The organism is Actinomycetospora sp. C-140, assembly GCF_054796175.1.
In genome coordinates this window covers 272,545-290,893 of sequence record NZ_JBTWNF010000005.1, presented here as the reverse complement: position 1 = coordinate 290,893, position 18,349 = coordinate 272,545, and the positions used below count along the sequence as shown (strand labels likewise).

At 76.5% G+C, this 18,349-nt stretch carries 18 protein-coding genes, 1 tRNA gene and 1 pseudogene; 12 read left to right on the top strand and 8 right to left on the bottom strand.

From position 1 onward, the window contains the following. Positions 1–31 precede the first annotated feature (31 nt). Positions 32–550: a MogA/MoaB family molybdenum cofactor biosynthesis protein gene (locus tag ACR9E3_RS11275; RefSeq protein WP_460380314.1), complete on the top strand. Its 519-nt coding sequence runs from the start codon at positions 32–34 to the stop codon at positions 548–550. A gap of 131 nt (positions 551–681) precedes the next feature. Then, entirely contained in the window at positions 682–849 is a 168-nt protein-coding gene (locus ACR9E3_RS11270) for a hypothetical protein (RefSeq protein WP_460380313.1), read from the top strand. Between the two features lie 26 nt (positions 850–875). On the opposite strand, the gene ACR9E3_RS11265 is transcribed toward ACR9E3_RS11270, so the two are convergent. After that, complete coding sequence (locus ACR9E3_RS11265) at positions 876–1,559, bottom strand: SAF domain-containing protein (RefSeq protein WP_460380312.1); 684 nt, start codon at positions 1,557–1,559, stop codon at positions 876–878. A 214-nt stretch (positions 1,560–1,773) separates the two neighbouring features. Here ACR9E3_RS11265 and ACR9E3_RS11260 point away from each other — a divergent pair, with 214 nt between their 5' ends. Together ACR9E3_RS11260 and ACR9E3_RS11255 are read left to right on the top strand one after the other, a co-directional pair. Continuing rightward, positions 1,774–2,685: a DMT family transporter gene (locus tag ACR9E3_RS11260; RefSeq protein WP_460380311.1), complete on the top strand. Its 912-nt coding sequence runs from the start codon at positions 1,774–1,776 to the stop codon at positions 2,683–2,685. Between the two features lie 209 nt (positions 2,686–2,894). Beyond that, positions 2,895–3,116 carry a hypothetical protein gene (locus tag ACR9E3_RS11255; protein ID WP_460380427.1) on the top strand — a complete coding sequence of 74 codons (222 nt, stop codon included), beginning with the start codon at positions 2,895–2,897 and terminating at the stop codon, positions 3,114–3,116. Positions 3,117–3,178: 62 nt separating this feature from the next. Here ACR9E3_RS11255 and ACR9E3_RS11250 read toward each other — a convergent pair. From ACR9E3_RS11250 to ACR9E3_RS11240, 3 genes and pseudogenes are all read right to left on the bottom strand, one after another. Next, positions 3,179–3,271: pseudogene (locus ACR9E3_RS11250) on the bottom strand (FmdB family zinc ribbon protein); the annotation flags it as partial. 173 nt (positions 3,272–3,444) lie between these two features. Then, entirely contained in the window at positions 3,445–4,059 is a 615-nt protein-coding gene (locus ACR9E3_RS11245; RefSeq protein ID WP_460380310.1) for a 5-formyltetrahydrofolate cyclo-ligase, read from the bottom strand. After that, positions 4,056–5,417, bottom strand: a complete 1,362-nt coding sequence (locus ACR9E3_RS11240; protein ID WP_460380309.1) for a UTP--glucose-1-phosphate uridylyltransferase — start codon at positions 5,415–5,417, stop codon at positions 4,056–4,058. The genes ACR9E3_RS11245 and ACR9E3_RS11240 overlap by 4 nt, the downstream gene beginning before the upstream one ends. Before the next feature lie 108 nt (positions 5,418–5,525). Here ACR9E3_RS11240 and glp point away from each other — a divergent pair, with 108 nt between their 5' ends. The 4 genes from glp (at position 5,526) to ACR9E3_RS11220 (ending at position 9,082) form a co-directional block, all read left to right on the top strand. Then, positions 5,526–6,779, top strand: a complete 1,254-nt coding sequence (gene glp, locus ACR9E3_RS11235; RefSeq protein WP_460380308.1) for a molybdotransferase-like divisome protein Glp — start codon at positions 5,526–5,528, stop codon at positions 6,777–6,779. 21 nt (positions 6,780–6,800) lie between these two features. Continuing rightward, the gene (locus ACR9E3_RS11230; RefSeq protein WP_460380307.1) at positions 6,801–7,472 is read left to right on the top strand and encodes a GNAT family N-acetyltransferase; all 672 of its coding nucleotides are present in this window, start codon (positions 6,801–6,803) and stop codon (positions 7,470–7,472) included. 226 nt (positions 7,473–7,698) lie between these two features. Beyond that, positions 7,699–8,946 carry a divisome protein SepX/GlpR gene (gene sepX / locus ACR9E3_RS11225; RefSeq protein WP_460380306.1) on the top strand — a complete coding sequence of 416 codons (1,248 nt, stop codon included), beginning with the start codon at positions 7,699–7,701 and terminating at the stop codon, positions 8,944–8,946. A 63-nt stretch (positions 8,947–9,009) separates the two neighbouring features. Continuing rightward, positions 9,010–9,082, top strand: a tRNA-Ala gene (locus ACR9E3_RS11220). Positions 9,083–9,101: 19 nt separating this feature from the next. Here the strand turns inward: ACR9E3_RS11220 and ACR9E3_RS11215 are convergent. Then, positions 9,102–9,722 (bottom strand): PadR family transcriptional regulator, encoded by a 621-nt coding sequence (locus ACR9E3_RS11215; RefSeq protein ID WP_460380305.1) that lies wholly within the window; start codon positions 9,720–9,722, stop codon positions 9,102–9,104. Positions 9,723–9,776: 54 nt separating this feature from the next. Here ACR9E3_RS11215 and ACR9E3_RS11210 point away from each other — a divergent pair, with 54 nt between their 5' ends. Continuing rightward, positions 9,777–10,628: a class I SAM-dependent methyltransferase gene (locus tag ACR9E3_RS11210; RefSeq protein ID WP_460380304.1), complete on the top strand. Its 852-nt coding sequence runs from the start codon at positions 9,777–9,779 to the stop codon at positions 10,626–10,628. Here the strand turns inward: ACR9E3_RS11210 and ACR9E3_RS11205 are convergent. Continuing rightward, entirely contained in the window at positions 10,606–13,488 is a 2,883-nt protein-coding gene (locus ACR9E3_RS11205) for a BTAD domain-containing putative transcriptional regulator (protein ID WP_460380303.1), read from the bottom strand. The genes ACR9E3_RS11210 and ACR9E3_RS11205 overlap by 23 nt on opposite strands. A gap of 118 nt (positions 13,489–13,606) precedes the next feature. Between ACR9E3_RS11205 and ACR9E3_RS11200 the strand changes: the two genes are divergently transcribed. After that, on the top strand, positions 13,607–14,206 hold the full coding sequence (locus tag ACR9E3_RS11200; protein ID WP_460380302.1) for a hypothetical protein: 600 nt from the start codon (positions 13,607–13,609) through the stop codon (positions 14,204–14,206). Then, the gene (locus ACR9E3_RS11195) at positions 14,203–14,910 is read left to right on the top strand and encodes a DUF4386 domain-containing protein (RefSeq protein WP_460380301.1); all 708 of its coding nucleotides are present in this window, start codon (positions 14,203–14,205) and stop codon (positions 14,908–14,910) included. Before ACR9E3_RS11200 ends, ACR9E3_RS11195 begins: the two co-directional genes overlap by 4 nt. Here ACR9E3_RS11195 and ACR9E3_RS11190 read toward each other — a convergent pair. Further along, positions 14,861–16,423: a dolichyl-phosphate-mannose--protein mannosyltransferase gene (locus ACR9E3_RS11190; RefSeq protein ID WP_460380300.1), complete on the bottom strand. Its 1,563-nt coding sequence runs from the start codon at positions 16,421–16,423 to the stop codon at positions 14,861–14,863. The genes ACR9E3_RS11195 and ACR9E3_RS11190 overlap by 50 nt on opposite strands. Positions 16,424–16,469: 46 nt before the next feature. Here ACR9E3_RS11190 and rsmI point away from each other — a divergent pair, with 46 nt between their 5' ends. Beyond that, on the top strand, positions 16,470–17,306 hold the full coding sequence (gene rsmI / locus ACR9E3_RS11185; protein ID WP_460380417.1) for a 16S rRNA (cytidine(1402)-2'-O)-methyltransferase: 837 nt from the start codon (positions 16,470–16,472) through the stop codon (positions 17,304–17,306). A 38-nt stretch (positions 17,307–17,344) separates the two neighbouring features. On the opposite strand, the gene ACR9E3_RS11180 is transcribed toward rsmI, so the two are convergent. Next, complete coding sequence (locus tag ACR9E3_RS11180; RefSeq protein WP_460380299.1) at positions 17,345–18,280, bottom strand: NADP-dependent oxidoreductase; 936 nt, start codon at positions 18,278–18,280, stop codon at positions 17,345–17,347. Positions 18,281–18,349: the final 69 nt, after the last annotated feature.

The window sequence follows — 18,349 nt, the reverse complement described above, 5'->3', positions numbered from 1 at the left end:
CGCCGCCGGACGCCCGACTACGTTGGGCGCCATGGAGAACCAGCCGCTGCACGGCGGCGCGGAGGAGTTGCTGGGACGTGCCCTCGTCGTCGTGGTCGACGACCGGGTCAGCCGGGGCGAGTCCTCGGACACCATCGGCCCGCTGGTCACCGAGCTGCTCGGTGAGGCCGGCCTGGTGGTCGACGGGACGATCGTCGTGCCGGGCGAGTCGGTCGCGATCCGCAACGCGCTGAACACCGCGGTGATCGGCGGGGTCGACCTCGTCGTCACCGTCGGCGGCACCGGGGTGTCGCCGCGCGCCGTGACGTCCGACGCGACGGCGGGCGTGCTCGACCGCCCGATCCCGGGCATCGCCGAGGCCATCCGCGCGTCGGGCCTCGCCGCCGGCGCCGTCGACGCCGGCCTGTCCCGCGGGCTCGTCGGCGTCTCGGGCAGCACGCTCGTGGTGAACCTCGCCTCCTCCCGCGCAGCGGTCCGCGACGGGATGGCCACGCTCACCCCGCTGATCTCCCACGTGATCGCCGAGCTGTCGGGGATGGAGGAGCACTGAGCTCCTCCGGGGACGACCCCCGGTCGCGGGAGGCCCGGTCGGGCGCGGACCGGGCGGTCTCCGCGGTACCAGCTCCAGAAGAACCGGCCCCCGAGGAATCGGCCCCCGGCGGGCGGGCCTCCGACGCGCCGATGGCGGACGGGGCCGCAGCCCGGTGCCGCGCCGCACGCCGGGCGGCGATCTTCGGCGAGGAGCCGGTCGCGTCGGCCGACGAGCGCGAGCCCGCCGACCGCGGGGGACCGGACGACGACCGACGTCGCTACGACGACGAGCGCCCGCCGCACCACGACCGGCCCTGACGGCCGGACCGTCCCGAACAGCTGGCTCAGCGCAGCGTGACCGTCACCTCCTCCCGCAGCGAGGTGGTCGCGACCCGGGCCGCGAGCTCGGCCGGCAGCGCGACGACCACGACCGGCGCCGCCGCGGCCGTCCGCTCGGGCGCCGGGAGCACGGCGAGGACGACCGCGCCGGGCGCCAGCACCGTGGGGACGCCCGGCACGTCCTGCGGCGCCGACGGCTCGCCGGCACCGTGCTGGTCCCCGGCGGCGACCAGGTCGACCCGGGTGCCGGGCGTGAGCAGCGCCGCGACGCCCGCGTCGGCGAGGCGGACCGGCACCCCGGCCGCGTCCGGCACGCCCGCGGCGGCGACGGCCGCGAGGGCGCCGAGCAGCCGCACGTCGGTGAGCGTCTCCCCGGCCCGGACCCCGCCCACCACCTGGCGCCCCGTCACCGCTCCGGGCTCGCGCAGGGCGCCCGCCGGGACGAGCTCGTCGGGCAGCAGGCGCACCGTGACGTCCCCCGGGCCGAGCGCGACACCGGCGGCGAGGTCGCGCGCCGCCACGAGCACCGGCGTCCCGGCCGGCGCCGCGGCCGGCGCGGCGAGCAGCACGGCCGCCAGCACGACGAGCAGCACCGCGGCGGCCCGGCGCAGCGCCACGACCCGTCGCCACCCCGGCGGCGGGAGCCGTCGGCGCCGCCGGCGCGGGGCCGGCTTCTCGCGTTCTCGCACGTCATCGACGGTAGGGCGCGCGCCACCCCGGAGCCGAGGACCGTCTCGCGGGCTGGGGACGCGTCCGGCGGATGGGGACGGCGTCCGGAGCAGCCGGCGGTCCGGGACCGCCCGGTCGGGTGTGCACGATCGGCCCGGCGCGTGGCCGTCGGCGTCCCGCGGGTAGTTTGCGGCCGAGGGTCGCCGAGACATCGGAAGAGGGCGGGCGCAGGCAATGGCCGTGGTGCTCGTGCTGCTCGCGACCATCGCGAACGCGACCGCCCTGGTCCTGCAGCGCAAGGCGGCCCAGGACAGCGCGCGTGCCCGCGGCATCAGCGCCGGGACGCTGCGCGACATGGTCCAGCGCCCGGCCTGGCTGATCGGTACCTCGATCTTCGCGGTGGCCGTCGCGCTGCAGGCCACGGCCCTGAGCATCGGGTCGATCGCGCTCGTGCAGCCGGTGCTCGTCATGGAGCTGCCGTTCACGCTGCTGCTGGGCTGGCTGGTGCTCGGCGGCGCGCTGCGGCGCTACGAGTGGACGGCCGTCGCGATCATGTCCGTCGGCCTCGTGGTCCTGCTCGTCACCCTGCAGCCCAGCGGCGGTGACGCGCTCGGCGCCGGCGCGCTCGTCTGGATCCTCGGCACGATCGTGACCCTCGGCCTCCTCGGGCTCACCACGGTGATCGCGAGGCGGTCCCGCGCGGTCGGCCGCGCCGCCTTCTACGGCATCGCGGCGGGCATCGGGTCGGGCTTCGTCGCCGTGATCGTCAAGGCGATGACCGAGGCGTTGGCCGAGAGCGGCCTCACCGGCGTCCTCACGACCTGGCAGAGCTACCTGCTCGTGCCCGTCGCGCCGGCGGCGTTCCTGACCCTGCAGCACGCGCTGCGGTCCGGCCGGCTGCTCGCGTCGCAACCCGGTCTGATCCTCGGGAACCCGCTGCTGTCGTCGATCTGGGGCATCGGCTTGCTCGGCGAGCAGGTCAACGGCGGGGCGGCCGTGCTCGGCGGCCTGGCGGGCGCCGTCCTGATGACCGTCGGGGTGATCCTCCTGTCGCGCTCGCCGCTCCTGGCGGCGCAGGAGGGCGGGCCGCGCGACACGTCGGCGACGGGACGTCAGAGCGGCGGCGAACGCCGGCGACCGCTCTAGGACCCGATTCCCGGGCGCCGAAACGTCGTCGATGTCACCCGACAGGGTGACGCGGCGGAAAGTCCGGAACCATCCGGGCGCTGATCCGTCTTTCCCTGTGCGAGGACCTCGACGCCGACCGCTGGGGAGCGGGTGGGCGTCAGGTAGGTCCGGGACGCCGGCTCGGGGTCGGCGTCCCGGATCACCCCTCGACTCTCCCTCAGGCGGACTTGGCCGAGGATCCCGACGTCGTCGACGAGCCGGACGAGCTCGAGCCCGACGAGCCCGACCCGGACGAGCTCGAGGCCCCGGAGTCCGACGAGCTCTTCGTCTCGCTCGAGCCCTTCGTCTCGCTCGAGCCCGACGAGGAGTCGGCCGTCGCCTTCTCGCTCTTCTCGGACTTCTCCGACGACCCGCCCGAGTTCGAGCCCGACCGCGCGTCGTTGCGGTAGAAGCCGCTGCCCTTGAACACGATCCCCACCGACGAGAACACCTTGCGCAGCCGGCCGCCGCAGACCGGGCACTCGGTCAGCGAGGGGTCGGAGAACGCCTGGACCTGCTCGAAGCGGTGGTCGCAGGCGGTGCAGGCGTAGGGATAGGTCGGCACGTGCACTCCTGAGGTCGTCCGCCCCCGGTGACGGGGTGGTGATGTCCGCGCAGAGTGTAGATGGCACTCGCGCCCTGCGAGTGCCAACGCCGGATGCGTCACGGCTGTTCCGCCGCGGCCGGTCCGTGCCGTGCCGAGATGGGGGATTTACTGATCCTATCGGCGTGCTGTGTCTAATCGTCAGCAAGTGGACGCCAGGCTGACAACCACGTCACCCCGGACGACGGGCGCCAGACGGCGTGGACCCCGACGTCGTGGGGTTCGCTCGGCAGGGGGTCGGTCACCAGGCCGTCGTCGCCGACCAGCGCCACGAGACGCGTCGCGGGGCCCGCGAGGGGGAGGGTGCGGTCGTAGTGCCCCCCGCCGCGGCCGAGGCGCACGCCGCGGTGGTCGACGGCGAGGGCCGGGACGACGACGAGGCCCGCGTCGGCGACCGCGCCAGGGCCCAGCCGCGCGCCCGCCGGTTCGAGGAGGCCGTGCGGGCCGGGTCCGAGGGAGTCGGCGCCCGTGAACCACGCCCAGTCCAGGGGCGCGTCGCCGACCGTCACGGGCAGGAGCACCCGCCGGCCGAGGGCGCGGGCGGCGTCGAGCACGGGCAGCGCGCCGTCGGGGGTCGCGCCGGGCTCGCCGCCGACCGCGACGAAGAGGCAGACCGGGTCGTCGACACCCTCGACCACGGCCGGCAGCCCCGCCGCCAGGGCCGCCGCGTCGGCCCGGCGCGCCTCGCCCGACCGGGAACGGCGCGCCGCCAGCAGCTCGCGGCGCAGGTCGGCCTTGGTGCGGGTCACCCCGTCAGCGTCTCGCCGTCCCCGACGTGGCGCGGCCCCTCCACCGTCACGTCACCCTCGACGACGACGCCCGACCCGAAGGTGACGTCCCCCGAGACCGTCAGCGAGGACGCGGCGACGAGCGACGGCGCGCCACCCGCGAAGCGGCGCTCGAAGTCGCCGAGCATCCCGAACCGGGCCTTCTCCAGGCCGACCACCGGGAACCCGTCGACGGTCGGCACCATGCGCCCGTCGTCGGTCAGGTCGTAGAGGTCCGAGCGCGCGACGAGCAGGTCGTCGGTCGTCTTGACCGGCGCGAACCGGGTCCGCGGCACCTCGATCGCCTGCGCGCCCTCGATCGAGCCGATGGCCGCGCCCATCGCCGTCTCCAGCTGGAGCACGGCCGTCGAGGCCTTGTCGGTGGGGTCGACGGTCTTCTTGTTGACGATCAGCGGCAGGAACGGCGCCGCCGGGTCGGCGTCCTGGAGCGCGCGCAGGTGCTCGAGGTCGAACCAGAGGTTGTTCGTGTTGAAGAAGCAGAAGCGCTCGATGTCCTGGAACGACTCGTCGCCCTCGGGCACCTGCGCGGTCTCGCGCAGCACGAGCGATCCCGCGTGCCGCGCGAGGTGCCCGCCCTTGCGGTCCATCGGCGTGCGGCGCGCGACCTCGAGGGCGAAGGGCACCTCGTGCGCCGCCATCCACGCCGCGACCCGCACGTCGGGGATCGCGCCGAGGTTGTCGGAGTTCGACACGAAGCACCAGCGCACGCCCGCGGCCAGCAGCTTCTCGATCGTCCCGGACGCCGCGAGCGCGGTGTAGAGGTCGCCGTGACCCGGCGGGCACCACTCCAGGCGCGGGTCGGCGGGCCACGACACCGGCTCCCAGTCGTCGGCGCGCAGCTTGGGCTCCGAACCCTGGAGGAAGTCCAGCGGCAGGTCGGGGTCCTCGAGGCCGTCGTGACGGCGCAGCGCCGCGAGGGAGGGCTCGCGGGTGCCCTCGGAGTCCATGAGCAGCAGCGGCAGGCGGGCGCCGTGGTGCGCGCGCAGCGCCAGGGTCTGGCGGGCGACGGCGTCGAGGAAGCTCGTGCCGGGCTTGATCTCCAGCAGCGACTTCGGGCCCGCGAGCCCCATGCTGGTGCCCAGGCCGCCGTTGAGCTTGATCACCGCGAGCCGGTCGAGCGCCGCGCGGGCGTCGGCGTCGGAGGGCTCACCCAGCGCGTCGAGCGTGGGCAGGTCGCCGACCTCGTCGAGCTCCCCGCCCGGCACCACCGCGCTCTCGGGCTTGGCCAGCTGCTCGAGCCGGCGGCGGAAGGCCTCGACCTCCGCGGGGTGCGCGTCCCGCGCGGTGAGGGCGGCCAGGGCGGCGTCGACGTAGCTCATGCGGCTCCCACGTGCGGATCTCCGGTCCGTCCCACGATATCGGGCGCGTCGGAACCCGATCCGACGCGCCCGGCGTAGGACCATGGCCTCCATGACGGGGCGATCACGGTGAGGACGGTGGAGGCCCAGCTGCGTCGCGTGCTCGACGCGGCCGTCCGCCCGGCGCCCATCCGGGTCGACATCTCCTCCGCCCAGGGACTGCTCTGCGCCGAGGAGGTCGTCGCCGACCGGGCGCTCCCGGGGTTCGACCAGGCGGCGGTCGACGGGTTCGCGGTGCGCAGCGTCGACGTGCGCGCCGCGGCCGAGGAGCCGGTCGAGCTGCCCGTGGTGGGCGAGGTCGCGGTCGGGTCCCGCCAGGCGCACCGCCTGCAGCCCGGCCAGGCCGTGCGCGTGGCCACCGGCGCCCCGCTGCCGACCCTGGCCGACGCCGTCGCGCCGCACGACCACACCGACGCGGCCGACGACCCGGCGGTCCGGGGCACCGGCCACCGGGCGCGTCTGACCGTCAAGGCGCCGGTGCCGTCCGCGGCCTGGGTGCGCCGGGTCGGCGAGGACGTCGCGCCCGGCGACGTCGCGGTCCGCCGCGGCGCCGCGGTGGGCGCCGCGCAGGTCGGGCTGCTCGCCGCGGTCGGACGCGCCAAGGTCCTGGTGCACCCGCGCCCGCGCGTGTCGGTGCTGGCCGTGGGCGACGAGCTCGTCGACCTCGACCGCACGCCGGGCACCGGCCAGGTCGTCGACGTCAACTCCTACGCCCTCGCGGCCGCCGCGTCCGACGCCGGCGCCGAGGTCACCCGGCTGGGCATCGCGTCCACCGAGGCCGGCGCGCTGCGCGAGGCCGTGGAGTCCGCCCTGGCCCGCTCGGAGATCGTCGTCGTCGCGGGCGGGGTCGGCGGGCGGCTGGGCGAGGACGTCCAGGACGCGCTCGCGGCCCTCGGGCCCGTCGACATCTCGCGGGTGGCCATGCACCCCGGCTCCGTCCAGGGCTTCGGGCGCCTCGGCAGCGAGGAGGTCCCGACCTTCCTGCTGCCCGCCAACCCGGTCTCGGCCCTGGTGGTGTTCGAGGTGCTCGTGCGCCCGCTGATCCGCCTCGCCCTGGGCCGCGCCGAGCTGCACCGCCGCGAGGTCACCGCCGCGCTGCTCTCGCCGGTCAGCTCCCCGCCCGGGCGCCGCAGCTATGTCCGCGGCCGCCTGCTGCGCGACCGCCAGACCGGCGACTACCTCGCCCAGCCGCTGGGCAGCTCCGGCTCGCACCTGCTGTCCTCGCTCGCGGAGGCGAACGCGCTGATCGTCGTCGACGAGGACACCACCGAGGTCGGCATGGACGCCCCGGTGCGCGTCTCCTTCCTCGCGCCCCGCACCTGACGCGGGGAGAGGATCCGTCGCGTGACCCGTGCCCCGTGGGGCGGGGCCCGGCCGACCGGGCGCCACCCCGGCTGGCCGGCGCGCACCCGCGACCTGCGGGTGCCGGCCGGCGTCGTGACCCTCCGCCCGGTGCGCCTGCGCGACGGGGCGGCGTGGTCACGGACCCGCCTGCGCGACGAGGAGCACCTCGCGCCGTGGGAGCCGACGCTGCCGGGGCCGTGGGCCGAGCGGAACGCGCTCGTCGAGTGGCCCGCGCGCTGGAGCGCGCTGCGCTCGATGGGGCGCACCGGTCAGGCCCTGCCGTTCACACTGCTCGTGGACGGCGAGTTCGCCGGCCAGGTCGTCATCGGCAACGTGGTGCGCGAGCCGCTGCTCTCGGCCTACGTCGGCTACTGGGTGTCCGCGCACGTCGCCGGCGGGGGCGCCGCGACCGCGGCCGTCGCGCTGGCCGTCGACCACTGCTTCGCCCGCGTCGGCCTGCACCGCATCGAGGCGACCGTGCGGCCCGAGAACGCCCGCAGCCGACGGGTCCTCGCCAAGCTCGGCTTCCGCGAGGAGGGCCTCCTGCGGCGCTACCTCGAGGTCGACGGCGACTGGCGCGACCACCTCGTCCTGGCCGTCACCGAGGAGGACGTCCTGCCCGACGGCCTGGTCGCGCGGCTGCTGCGGGCGGGCCTGGCCGAGCGGGCGTGAGGTTCGCACCCACATGGCCCAGCCCTCCATCGTGGCTTGACCCCCGGTCGAGTGGCTCCGGGCCCGGAACCCCGGGGGACGAGGTTCCCCCACTGGAGGGGTGACGTCACCGCTCGCACACGACACGCCGACGTCGCTACGGGGCGCGAGGGACTCGTGTGACTAGCGTGGCGAGCGCGGCGGTCCGGATCCGGTCGTCGCGGTCGTCCCGGTGGGAGGTCTGCGGGTGCCGAGCTCGGTCGTGTTCGCAGCCCTGGTCCTGGCGTGGCTGGTCGTGCTGGTCCCCGTGGTCGCCCGACGCCGCCAGATGGTCCCGCGTCCCGCCGAGGCCGACCTGAGTGCCCGGGTGCTGCCACGGACGGCCGGCGCACCCCTGATCGAGGAGGTCGCCGTGACGACTGCGCAGACGACGGGCCGCGGCGGCGGCGACCGGGCGGCGACGGGTTCCGGGTCGACGAGCCGCGGCGCGGGCACGGCCGGGACGACGCTCGCCGAGCGTGACGACGAGACGCCCGAGGCCCTCGACGCCGAGCTCGACCTGGACGCCGACCGCGGCGACCTGGACCGCGATCTGGACACGGACGTCCACACCTCCGTCGCCGGCGGGCTCGACGACACGGACGACGTCGAGGACGAGGCGGGGCGCGACGCGCGCCCGGTCGGCCGCGAGCGGGTCCTGCCCCGCCGGGCCCCGGACGACGACCACGACGACCGTGACGACGGCTACGACAGCCGGTACGACGCCGACGGCGGGTACGACGAGTACGACGACGACCTCGACGAGTTCGACGACCGCTACGACGACGAGGACCTCGAGGATCTCGAGGACACCGAGACCGTCTCCCGGGAGCTGCGCCCCTACCGGCCCGGCCGCGGCGGGTTCGACGCCGACGCGGCGGCGGCCGCGGCCCAGGCGCGCTACGCGTTCCGGCAGCGGATCGCGCTCGGCCTCATCGCGGTCGCGGTGCTCTCGGCGCTCGCGGCGCTGGTGGTCTCCAGCATGATGTGGTGGCTGCACGCCGCCGCCGACGTCGTCCTCGTCGGCTACCTGATCTTCCTGCGCCGCCAGACGCGCATCGAGGAGGAGGTCCGTGCCCGCCGCGCGGCCCGCCTGTCCGGCGAGCGCCGGGCGCTCGAGGCCCGCCGGGTCCGTCAGGCCGAGCACGACGCCCGCATGGCCGCGGCGCGTGAGGACGAGACCGACTGGATCGACGGGGACTACGAGGCCGCCTACGCCGACGACGAGCTCGACGACGAGCCGGCCGAGGAGGACACCCGCCGGGTGCCCGTGGCGCGCGGCGGTCGCGACGACCACGCCGACCACGACGAGGCGCCCCGCTGGGCGGCGCCGCGCACGCCCCCGCCGCCGGTGCCCGAGGACCTCGAGCTCGTCGACGACTCCGACGACGACCCCGCGTTCCACGACCTCGACGGCGAGCGCACCTACGGCTACCGCCGGGCGGCCGGCGCCTGACACGAGGGCCTGACCCGCCGTCCGACGGCGATCAGCGGCGTTGCTAGAGTTGGCACCGCACCAGGGGCTGTGGCGCAGTTGGTAGCGCGACTCGTTCGCATCGAGTAGGTCAGGGGTTCGATTCCCCTCAGCTCCACCCTGTCTCTCCCGGCGGTTCACCAGTCGGCGCGCCGGGCGATCTCCTCCAGTTCTCCCGGGTCGGCGGTCGCCTCGCCCGGGTCCTCGGGCCACGCGGCGATCTGCTCGTCGGCCCAGTCCGCCCACCGCGCCACCGTCGCGTAGAGGTCGGTGAAGAACGCGCCCGCGAGCATCGTCTGGGCCGCGCGGTCCTGGAACGGGCCCTCGCCGGCGGCGTACTGCCGCGCGGCGAGGAGGTTCTCGGCGTTGCGCTCCTGCGCCCAGGCCCGCGCGGCGGCGACGGTGCGCCGGGCGTCCGCGCGCGTGCCGTGCTCGGCGAAGGTGAGCTTGACCAGCTGCTCGAACTCGACGACGGGGCCGTCGCCGGGCTCGGCCAGCCAGCGCGCGAGGGCGGCCCGGCCCTCCTCGGTGATCGAGTAGACGGTGCGCGGGCGGCGCCCGACGGCCTCGGTCTCGGCGGCGGCGAACCCCGCGTCGACGAGCTTCTTCGGCTCCTCATAGAGCTTGCTCGTCGCGCGCGGCCACATCCGGCCGAGGCTGCGGTCCATCTGCCGGGTCAGCTCGTAGGTGCTCCAGGACCGCACCGCGAGCAGCCCGAGCACGGCGAACGACGTGCTCGTCAGGCGTGGGCTTGACACGTACTCCCCTTGGGACGACTCTCATACTCCCTAAGAGAGTATCGGAGCACGGCCATGACCACCACGCTGACCATCGACCCGACCAACACCGCGCAGGCGCAGGCCTGGGACGGCCGCGAGGGCGGCTACTGGGCGACGCACGCCGACCGGTTCGACACGGCCCTGGCGCGCTACCAACCCGCGTTCCACGCGGCCGCCGGGATCGAGGCCGACCACCGGGTGCTCGACGTCGGGTGCGGCACGGGCCTGACCACCCGGGCCGCGGCGCGGGCGGCGCCGGCGGGCGAGGCGCTCGGCATCGACCTCTCCACGCGCATGCTCGACGTCGCGCGGGCCCGGGCCGCGGCCGGCGGGCTGGTGAACGCGTCCTTCGCCCGTGCCGACGCGCAGGTGCACCCCTTCGCCACCCGGGAGTTCGACGCGGTCATCAGCCGGACCGGCGCGATGTTCTTCGGCCGGCCCGACGCCGCGTTCGCGAACCTCGCCCGCGCCCTGCGCCCCGGCGGCCGGCTCACGCTGCTGACGTGGCAGGCCGCCGCGGTCAACGAGTGGTTCGTGACCTTCGTCCGCGACCTCGCCGGTCAGCCGCCCCCGCCGTCGCCGGCCGGGCAGCCCGGGCCGTTCTCCCTGAGCGACCCCGACCACGTGCGCACCCTGCTCGAGGGCGCGGGCTTCGTCGGTGTCGCGCTCGACGGCGTCGCCGAGCCCGAGGTCTACGGGCGCGACGCCGACGAGGCCCACGCGTTCGTCCTGGGCCTGCTCGGCTGGCTGCTCGAGGGGCTCGCCCCCGACGAGGCGGACCGCCGGTCGGAGACCCTCCGCGCGACCCTGCGCGCCCACGAGGGCCCGCACGGCGTCGTGCTCGGGTCCGCGGCGTGGCTCGTCACGGCACGCCGGGCGCCCTGACGACGTCGTCGGGGAGCGCGGAACCCACCACGGCCTCGGCCTCGGCGTCGCCGGCCGCCCGGGCCTCGTCCCGCAGGCCCACGAGCCGGTCGTGGGCGCCGATCAGCACGGCCAGGAGGCACCGCGTCAGCAGCGCGCCCTCGCCCCCGCCCGCCGCGCGGTACCAGCGGTCGCTCTGCTCGAGCAGCGCCAGGGCGACGACGTCGTCGCCCGCGTCGTGCAGCGCGCGGGCGAGGGTGGTGCGCGCGGTCGCGGCCACGCGCGGGTCGCCGCTGCGCTGCGCGGCGGCGAGGGCGCGGTCGAGGACGGCGACGGCGGCGTCGTGCCGGCCGCGCTGCTGCTCGACCCCGCCGAGACGGGTGAGGTGCAGCGCCGCCTGCCCGAGAAAGCCCTGTCGCTCGCTGTCGGCGGCCAGCGCGGCCAGCGCGTCCGCCGCCGCGTCGAGACGGCCCTGCGCCCGGGCGATCGTCGCGAGGATCCCCCGGGCGTGCACGAGGCCCCAGGGGTCGGCGAGCGGTTCGAGCAGCGCGAGGGCCTCCTGCGCCGCCGTCGACGCGCCCGCCGTGTCGCCCAGCATCGAGGACCCGTAGGCGGCGAGGAGCAGCGCCGCGGCCGTCTCCCAGGAGCGACCCTGCCGGCGGGCGCCTTCGACGGCGGCGTCGGCCTCGGTGCGCACGTCGTGGGGCCGTCCCTGCTGGATGCGCAGGAACGCCCGGTGGCGGTGGGCGTCGGTGCTCCGCCGGTCCTCGCCGTCGGCGAGCGCCAGCGCGCGGTCGAGATCCCCCTCAGCCCGCCCGACGTCCCCGGCCGAGGCCTCGAGCCATCCGGTGAGGAGCAGGGCGTCCACGACGAGCTCGTCGGACGGGTCGCCGAGCGCCTCCGCCGCACCGAGCGCCCGGCGCACCCGTGCCGCGCCGGCGACGCCGTCGCCGAGCACGACCCACGTCCACCCGAACCCGACGGCGATCCGGAGGCCCCGGCGCGGGTCGTGGGCGGCGCACCGGTCGAGGGCGGCGTCGATGTTCGCCCGCTCGGTGCGCGCCGTGACGAGGCAGGCGGGCTGGCCGGGGCCGCGCACGGCGAGCGCCTGGCTCTCCGCGGTGGCCGCGAACCACGCGGCGTGCGCGGCGCCCGCGACGTCGGCGAGGCCGGCCTCGGCGATGCGGTCACGGGCGTGGGCGCGGACGCTGTCGAGCAGGCGATAGCGGACGCCGTCGTCGGTGACGTCGACGGTCACCAGCGAGCGCGCGACCAGCCGGCCGACGACGTCGACCGCGTCCGGGACGTCCAGCGCGGCGAGGACGTGCTCGGCGGCGGGCAGCGGCGCACCCTCCGCGAACACCGCGAGCCCCCACAGCCCGCGGCGGTCGGCGTCGTCGAGCAGGTCGTGGCTCCACGCGATCGCGTCGCCCAGCGCCCGGCGGCGTGCGGGCGCCCTGCTCGCCGGGTCGCGCAGGAGGCCGAAGCGGTCGTCGAGCCGGCGCGCGATCTCCGGCACGGACAGCGTCGTCAGCCGTGCCGCGGCCAGCTCGATGGCCAGCGGCAGCCCGTCGAGGCGCCGGCAGAGGTGCGCCACCGCGTCGGGATCGACCGTGACCGGGCGCGGCAGCCGCGCCGCCCGGGCCGCGAAGAGGGCCTCCGCGTCCGCCGGCCCGAGGGGGTCGAGCGGGACCACGGTCTCGACGTCGAGGCCGAGGGGTGCCTGGCTGGTGACGAGGACCCGCGCCCGGGGGGCGGCGGCGAGCAGGCGGTCGGCCAGGGCGGCCACCGCGTCCAGGAGGTGCTCGGCGTTGTCGAGCAGCAGCACGGCGGGGGAGCCGGCGAGGTGCGCCCCGAGATCACCCACCGGGACGCCGAGCGTCGCGGCCACCGCGGACGGGACCGCCGCGGGGTCGGCGACGCCGTCGAGCCGGACGAGCCACACCCCGCCCGGCGCCTCGAGGTCCGCCGCGACCGCGAGGGCGGTCCGGGTCTTCCCGACCCCGGCCGGGCCGACGACGGTCACGAGCGGGTGCTCGTCGAGGCGCGCCCGGATCGCCGCCGTCTCCGTCGCCCGCCCGACCAGACCGGGGGCGCGGGGCGGGAGGTTGCCCGGCCGCAGGTCCGGCGCCGCGGACGCCTCCAGCCCGGCCAGCGCGGCGTTCTGCGCGAGGATCTGCTCCTCGAGCCGTCGCAGGCCCGGCCCGGGGTCGACGCCGAGGTCGTCGACGAGCCGGCGCCGCACGCGCGCGTACGCCGCGAGCGCGTCCGCCTGGCGTCCCGCGCGGTAGAGGGCCGTCACGAGCGACGCCCACAGCCCCTCGCGCAGCGGGTGCCGCGCGGTCAGCTCCTCGAGCTCGCCGACGACCTCGCCGCCGGCGCCGAGCGCGACCCGGGCGGCCAGGTGGTCCTCGACCAGCCCGAGCCGCAGCTCCTCCCACCGCCGGCGGTGCGGCGCGAGCCAGGCGCCGTCGCCCGCGCCCGCCAGGACGTCCCCGCGGAACACCGCCAGGGCCCGCGCCGCGTGGTCGCGCACGGCCTCCGCATCGCCGGCCTCCCGCGCCGCCGCGACCTGGTCCGCGAGGCGCTCGACCGCGGCGACGTCGATCCGCTCCGGGGCGAGCGCGAGGCGATAGCCGCCGTGGTCGTGGGCCACCAGCGCCGTGTCACCGAGGGCGCGCCGCAGCTGCGACACCTTGGACTGCAGGGTGTTGGCGCCGGCCCCGTCCCAGAGCTCGTCGAGCATCTGCTCCGCCCGCACCGTGCGCCCGGCGTCGAGAGCCAGGCGCACCAGGACCTCGGTGGTCCGCCCGGACGGGACGGACAGCAGCTCGCCGTCGCGACGGACCTCCACGGGCCCGAGGAGCGCGATCGACAGCACGTGACGAGCGTAGGCCGGATCGGGGTCCGTCAGGGGGCGTCAGCGCCGTCGTCAGCGGCCCGTCAGCGCTCTGCGTGACGGTTCCTCACGTTGCACCGACCCGACGGGAGCTGACCCGATGCCCGACCTCCGCGCCGGCGGCACCACGACCGCCGCACCGGCACCCACGACGACGCGCCGGCGGCTCCTCTGCTGGCTCCCCACCTTCCTCGGCTTCCCCCTCGGTGGCCTCGCCGCCGAGATCGCCGGTCCCGTCGACGGCCCGGTCCCCGCGCTGCTCGGCGGGCTGCTGACCGGCCTGGTCCTCGGCGCCGTGCAGGCCCTCGGGCTGTGGGCCGGATCCGGTGGGCGCCCGGTGCCGGTCGTCGCCTGGCTCGCCGCCACCGGCGTCGGGCTCGCCGCGGGCCTCGCGCTCGGCGCCGCGGCGGTCGGCTACGGGACGGGCCTCGGCGCGCTGGCCGTCCAGGGTGCGGTGTCCGGGGCGGTGGTCGGTCTCGCGCAGGCGCTGGTGCTCCGCCCGCGGCTCGGGGCCCTCGCCGCCGCCTGGCCGGCCTTCCTGGCGGCCGTGTGGGCGCTCGGGTGGGCGGTCACCACGCTGATCGGCGTCGACGTCGAGCGGGGCTACACCGTGTTCGGCTCGAGCGGGGCCGTCGTCGTCACCGTCCTGACGCTGGTCCTGCCGGTCGCGCTGGCCCGCCGCGCGGCGGTGACGTCGTGACCGGGGTGCTGACGGCGCCGGCGTCGACCACGCGCCGGCGCCGGGTCGCCGCCCTCTCGCTCACGGCGGCCGCCCTGCTCGCGGCGGCCGGGTTCACCGCGCTGGGCTCGGTGTTCCGCTACCCGCAGGTCCTGGCGGAGCCCACCGGGGTGGTCCTCGCGCTCTACGGCCAGCACCAGGTGGCCGTCAGCGCCTGGTTCGGCGTGCTCGTCGCCGGCGCCGCCCTGCTGGCGCCGGCGGCCGTCGCGCTCGGGCGCCTCGCCGGTGGGACGCGGGGCCGCTGGATCACGGTCGTCGGGATCGCGGCCGCGGCGGTCCAGGTGGTGGGCCTGTCGCGGTGGGTGCTGCTCGTGCCGGGGCTCGCCCGCGACGGGAGCCCGTCGGCGGAGCACATGTTCGAGCTGCTGGGGTTCTGGCTCGGCCAGATGATCGGCGAGACGCTCGGCTACGCCTCCACGGCGGCGTTCACCGTCCTCGTCGCGGTCGAGTCCGCCCGGTGGCTCGCGGTGTCCGGGTGCGTCGCGGCCGGCCTCGTCGCCACCGGCGTGCTCGTCCCGCTCGGCGTCGACCTCGCGCGGCTGACGAACTTCGCCGGGTACGTCGTGTGGTGCGTGTGGCTGCTCGCGGTGTCGGCCGTGCTGTGGCGGGGCGGGCTCACTTCCAGGACGGCAGCCACAGCTCCGCGTTCCACCGGTCCGCGGTGACCCACGTGCCGACGAGGATCGGCCACAGCCAGACGAAGTTCGCGACGACGAGGCCGGTGTAGACGCCGACGACGAGCGTGCCGGTGCGCCGCCGTTCGAGCCCTTGTTCGCGCCGGCCCAGGAACTCACCGAGGGCGAGCACGACCGCGAGCACGAGGAACGGCGCCACCGGCGTCATGTAGAAGAAGTACATCTGCCGGTCGATGTTGGTGAACCACGGCAGGAAGCCCGCGCCGTACCCGACGAGGACGGCGGCGTGGCGCCAGTCGAACGCCGTGACCACACGCCAGATCGACCAGCCGAGCGCGGGGACCGAGACCCACCACAGCGCCGGGGTGCCGATCAGCATCACGGCCGAGACGCAGGACGGGCCGCCGCAGCCGAGGTCGCCGGTGCCCGACTCGTAGTAGTAGAGCATCGGGCGCAGGCCCATCGGCCACGTCCAGGGCTTGGACTCCCACGGGTGCGGGTTGCCGCGCGGGGTGTCGAGCGTGGCGTGGAACTCGAGGACCTTGGTGCTGTAGTACGCCAGGCCGCGCAGCCAGTCCGGCAGGAAGCCCGTCGGGCCGCCGACCGGGAGCTGCTGGCCGACGGCGTGCCGGTCGGTGCCGGTCTCGCTGGCGATCCACGGCATCCAGCTCGCGAGGTAGCAGAGCACCGGCACCGCGACGAACGCCCAGACCGCGGGCGCGACGTCGCGCACCAGGGTCCCGACGAACGGGCGCGCGACCCCCGCCGCGCGGCGGGCGGCGGCGTCGAACCCGATCAGCAGGGCTCCGAAGAAGAGGATGTAGTACAGGCCGGACCACTTCGCGGCGAGCGAGAGCCCGATGCAGACGCCGGCGGCCAGCCGCCACCACCGCACGCCGAGCCGCGGCCCGTAGACGCTCTGGGCGATCCGGCCCTCGGCGACGACCACCGCCAGGCGCGACCGCACGTCGTCGCGGTCGACGAGCAGCGCGGCGAACGCCATGAGGACGAAGACGGTCGGGAAGATGTCGATCATCCCGACGCGCGCGGAGACGTGGCTGACGCCGTCGGCGATGAGCAGGACGCCGGCCAGGCCGCCCAGCAGCGTCGAGCGCGTCAGCCGCCGCCCGGCCCGGATGATCACGAGGACGCAGATCGTCCCCGCGAGCGCGGAGGCCACGCGCCAGCCCACCGGGTCGTACCCGAAGATCCACTGGCCGACGGCCATGAGCTGCTTCGACAGCGGCGGGTGGACGACGAGCTCGTACCCGGGGTTGTCCTCGTACCCGCCGTTGCGCAGCACCTGCCACGACTGGGGCACGTAGTGCTTCTCGTCGAAGATCGGTGTGCCCTGGTCGGTGGGCCAGCCGATGTCCCAGAAGCGGACCACGCCCCCGACGACCGTGAGCACGAGCGCGACCACCCAGCCGCGCAGGCGGTCGGTGGGCATCGGGCGCCCGAGGAGCTGCGCGACGGCCGGCGCGTCCCGGGGGGCCGGGAGAGCCGCCGGCGGGGGTGCCGGGCGCGCGATGGTGGCCGTCACGGGCTCCGATCGTAGGGTTCGCGACGTGGCGGCGGTGTCGGACGGGGTGTCGGGCGGGGTCCTCCTTCTGGCTGGTGTCCCGCTCGGGGACCCCGCGGACGCCTCCGCGCGCCTGCGCGACGCCCTGGCCACGGCCGACGTGGTCGCCGCCGAGGACACGCGGCGCCTGGGGCGCCTGGCCGCGTCGCTCGGGGTCAGGGTCGCCGGGCGCCTGGTGCGGTTCGACGAGCGGGCCGAGCGCGGCCGGGCGCCGGAGCTGGTCGCGGCGATCCGCGACGGCGCGACGGTGCTGGTGGTCAGCGACGGGGGCATGCCGGTCGTGTCCGACCCCGGCTATCGCGTCGTGACCGCCTGCGTCGAGGCCGGCCTGCCCGTGCGCTGCCTGCCCGGCCCGTCGGCGGTGCTCGCGGCGCTCGCCGTCTCGGGCCTGCCGAGCGACCGGTTCTGCTTCGAGGGCTTCGCGCCGCGCGACGACGGTTCGCGGCGCACGTGGCTGCGGACCCTGGCCACGGAAACGCGGACGACGATCTTCTTCGAGTCGCCGCGGCGGCTGGCGTCGCTGCTGGCGGTCGCGGTCGCCGAGCTGGGCGGGGAGCGCCGCGCGGCGATCTGCCGGGAGCTGACCAAGACCCACGAGGAGGTCGTGCGCGGCCCGCTCGCGGAGGTCTCGGCCTGGGCGTCCGCGCGCGACGTGCTCGGCGAGATCACGGTGGTGCTCGCCCCCGCGACGCCCGTGACGCCCGAGCCCGAGGACCTCGCGGCGGAGGTGCTCGGGCTCGTGGCCGACGGGCGCAAGATGCGCGAGGCGGCCCGGGAGGTCGGCGAGGCCCACGGCGTCTCCACCAAGGCCCTCTACGACGCGGCGCTCCGGCAACGTGAGTAGTCGGCGACCCCCTGAGGGCGCCAACTGCTCACGAGGGGCTACGGGACCAGGACGAGCTTGCCGCTGACGCGGCCGTGCTGGTTGTCGTCCTGGGCCTGGCCCGCCTGCTCCAGCGGGTAGGTGACGACGGCCGTCGTGCGGAACCGGCCGTCGGCGACGCGGGCGACGCCGTCGGCCAGCGCCCGCGTCTCCTCGTCGGGGTCGCCGCCGGAGGTGAACACGACGCCCAGCTCCTGGGACCCCGCGTAGTCGGCGATCGTGATCGCCTTCTCCGGCGAGCCGACGAGCGTCACGAGGTCGCGCAGGGCGCCCTTGCCGGCGGTCTCGAACGCGACGTCGACACCCTGCGGGGCCACCGCGCGGACCCGGTCGACGAGCCCGTCGCCGTAGACCACCGGCGTCGCCCCGAGCGCACGGACGTCGTCCTGGTGGGCCGGGCTCGCGGTGCCGATCACGGTCGCGCCGCGCGCCACGGCCAGCTGGACGGCGTAGACGCCGACCCCGCCCGACGCGCCGTCGACGATCAGGGTGGTGCCGGTGTGGTCGCCCTCGCCCAGGCCCAGCGCGGCGAGCGCGCGGTAGGCCGTCGTGACGACCACCGGCAGCGACGCGGCCACCTCCCACGACACCTCGGCGGGCTTGCGCACCAGCGCCGTCGCGTCGGCCAGCGCCTTCTCGGCGTAGGCCCCGCCGACCGACCTGCCCAGCACCTCGTCGCCCACGGCGAGGGTCGTGACGCCGTCCCCGACCGCCTCGACGACCCCGGCGACGTCGAACCCGGGCACGCGCGGCTGCGGCGGGGCGTCCTCCTTGGCCATCCCGCCGGAGCGGAGCTTCCAGTCGAGGGGGTTGACCGCCGCGGCGCGCACGGCGAGGCGGACCTGGCCCTCGCCGGGTACCGGGTCCTCACGGTCGACGACCTCGAGGACCTCCGGCCCGCCGAAGCGCATGTACTGCACGGCTCGCGATGTCATGCCCGCGGCAACGTCCGCGCCCGCCCGTGCATGCCCGCTCGCCCCCGGAGATTGCAGCGAACGTGGCGT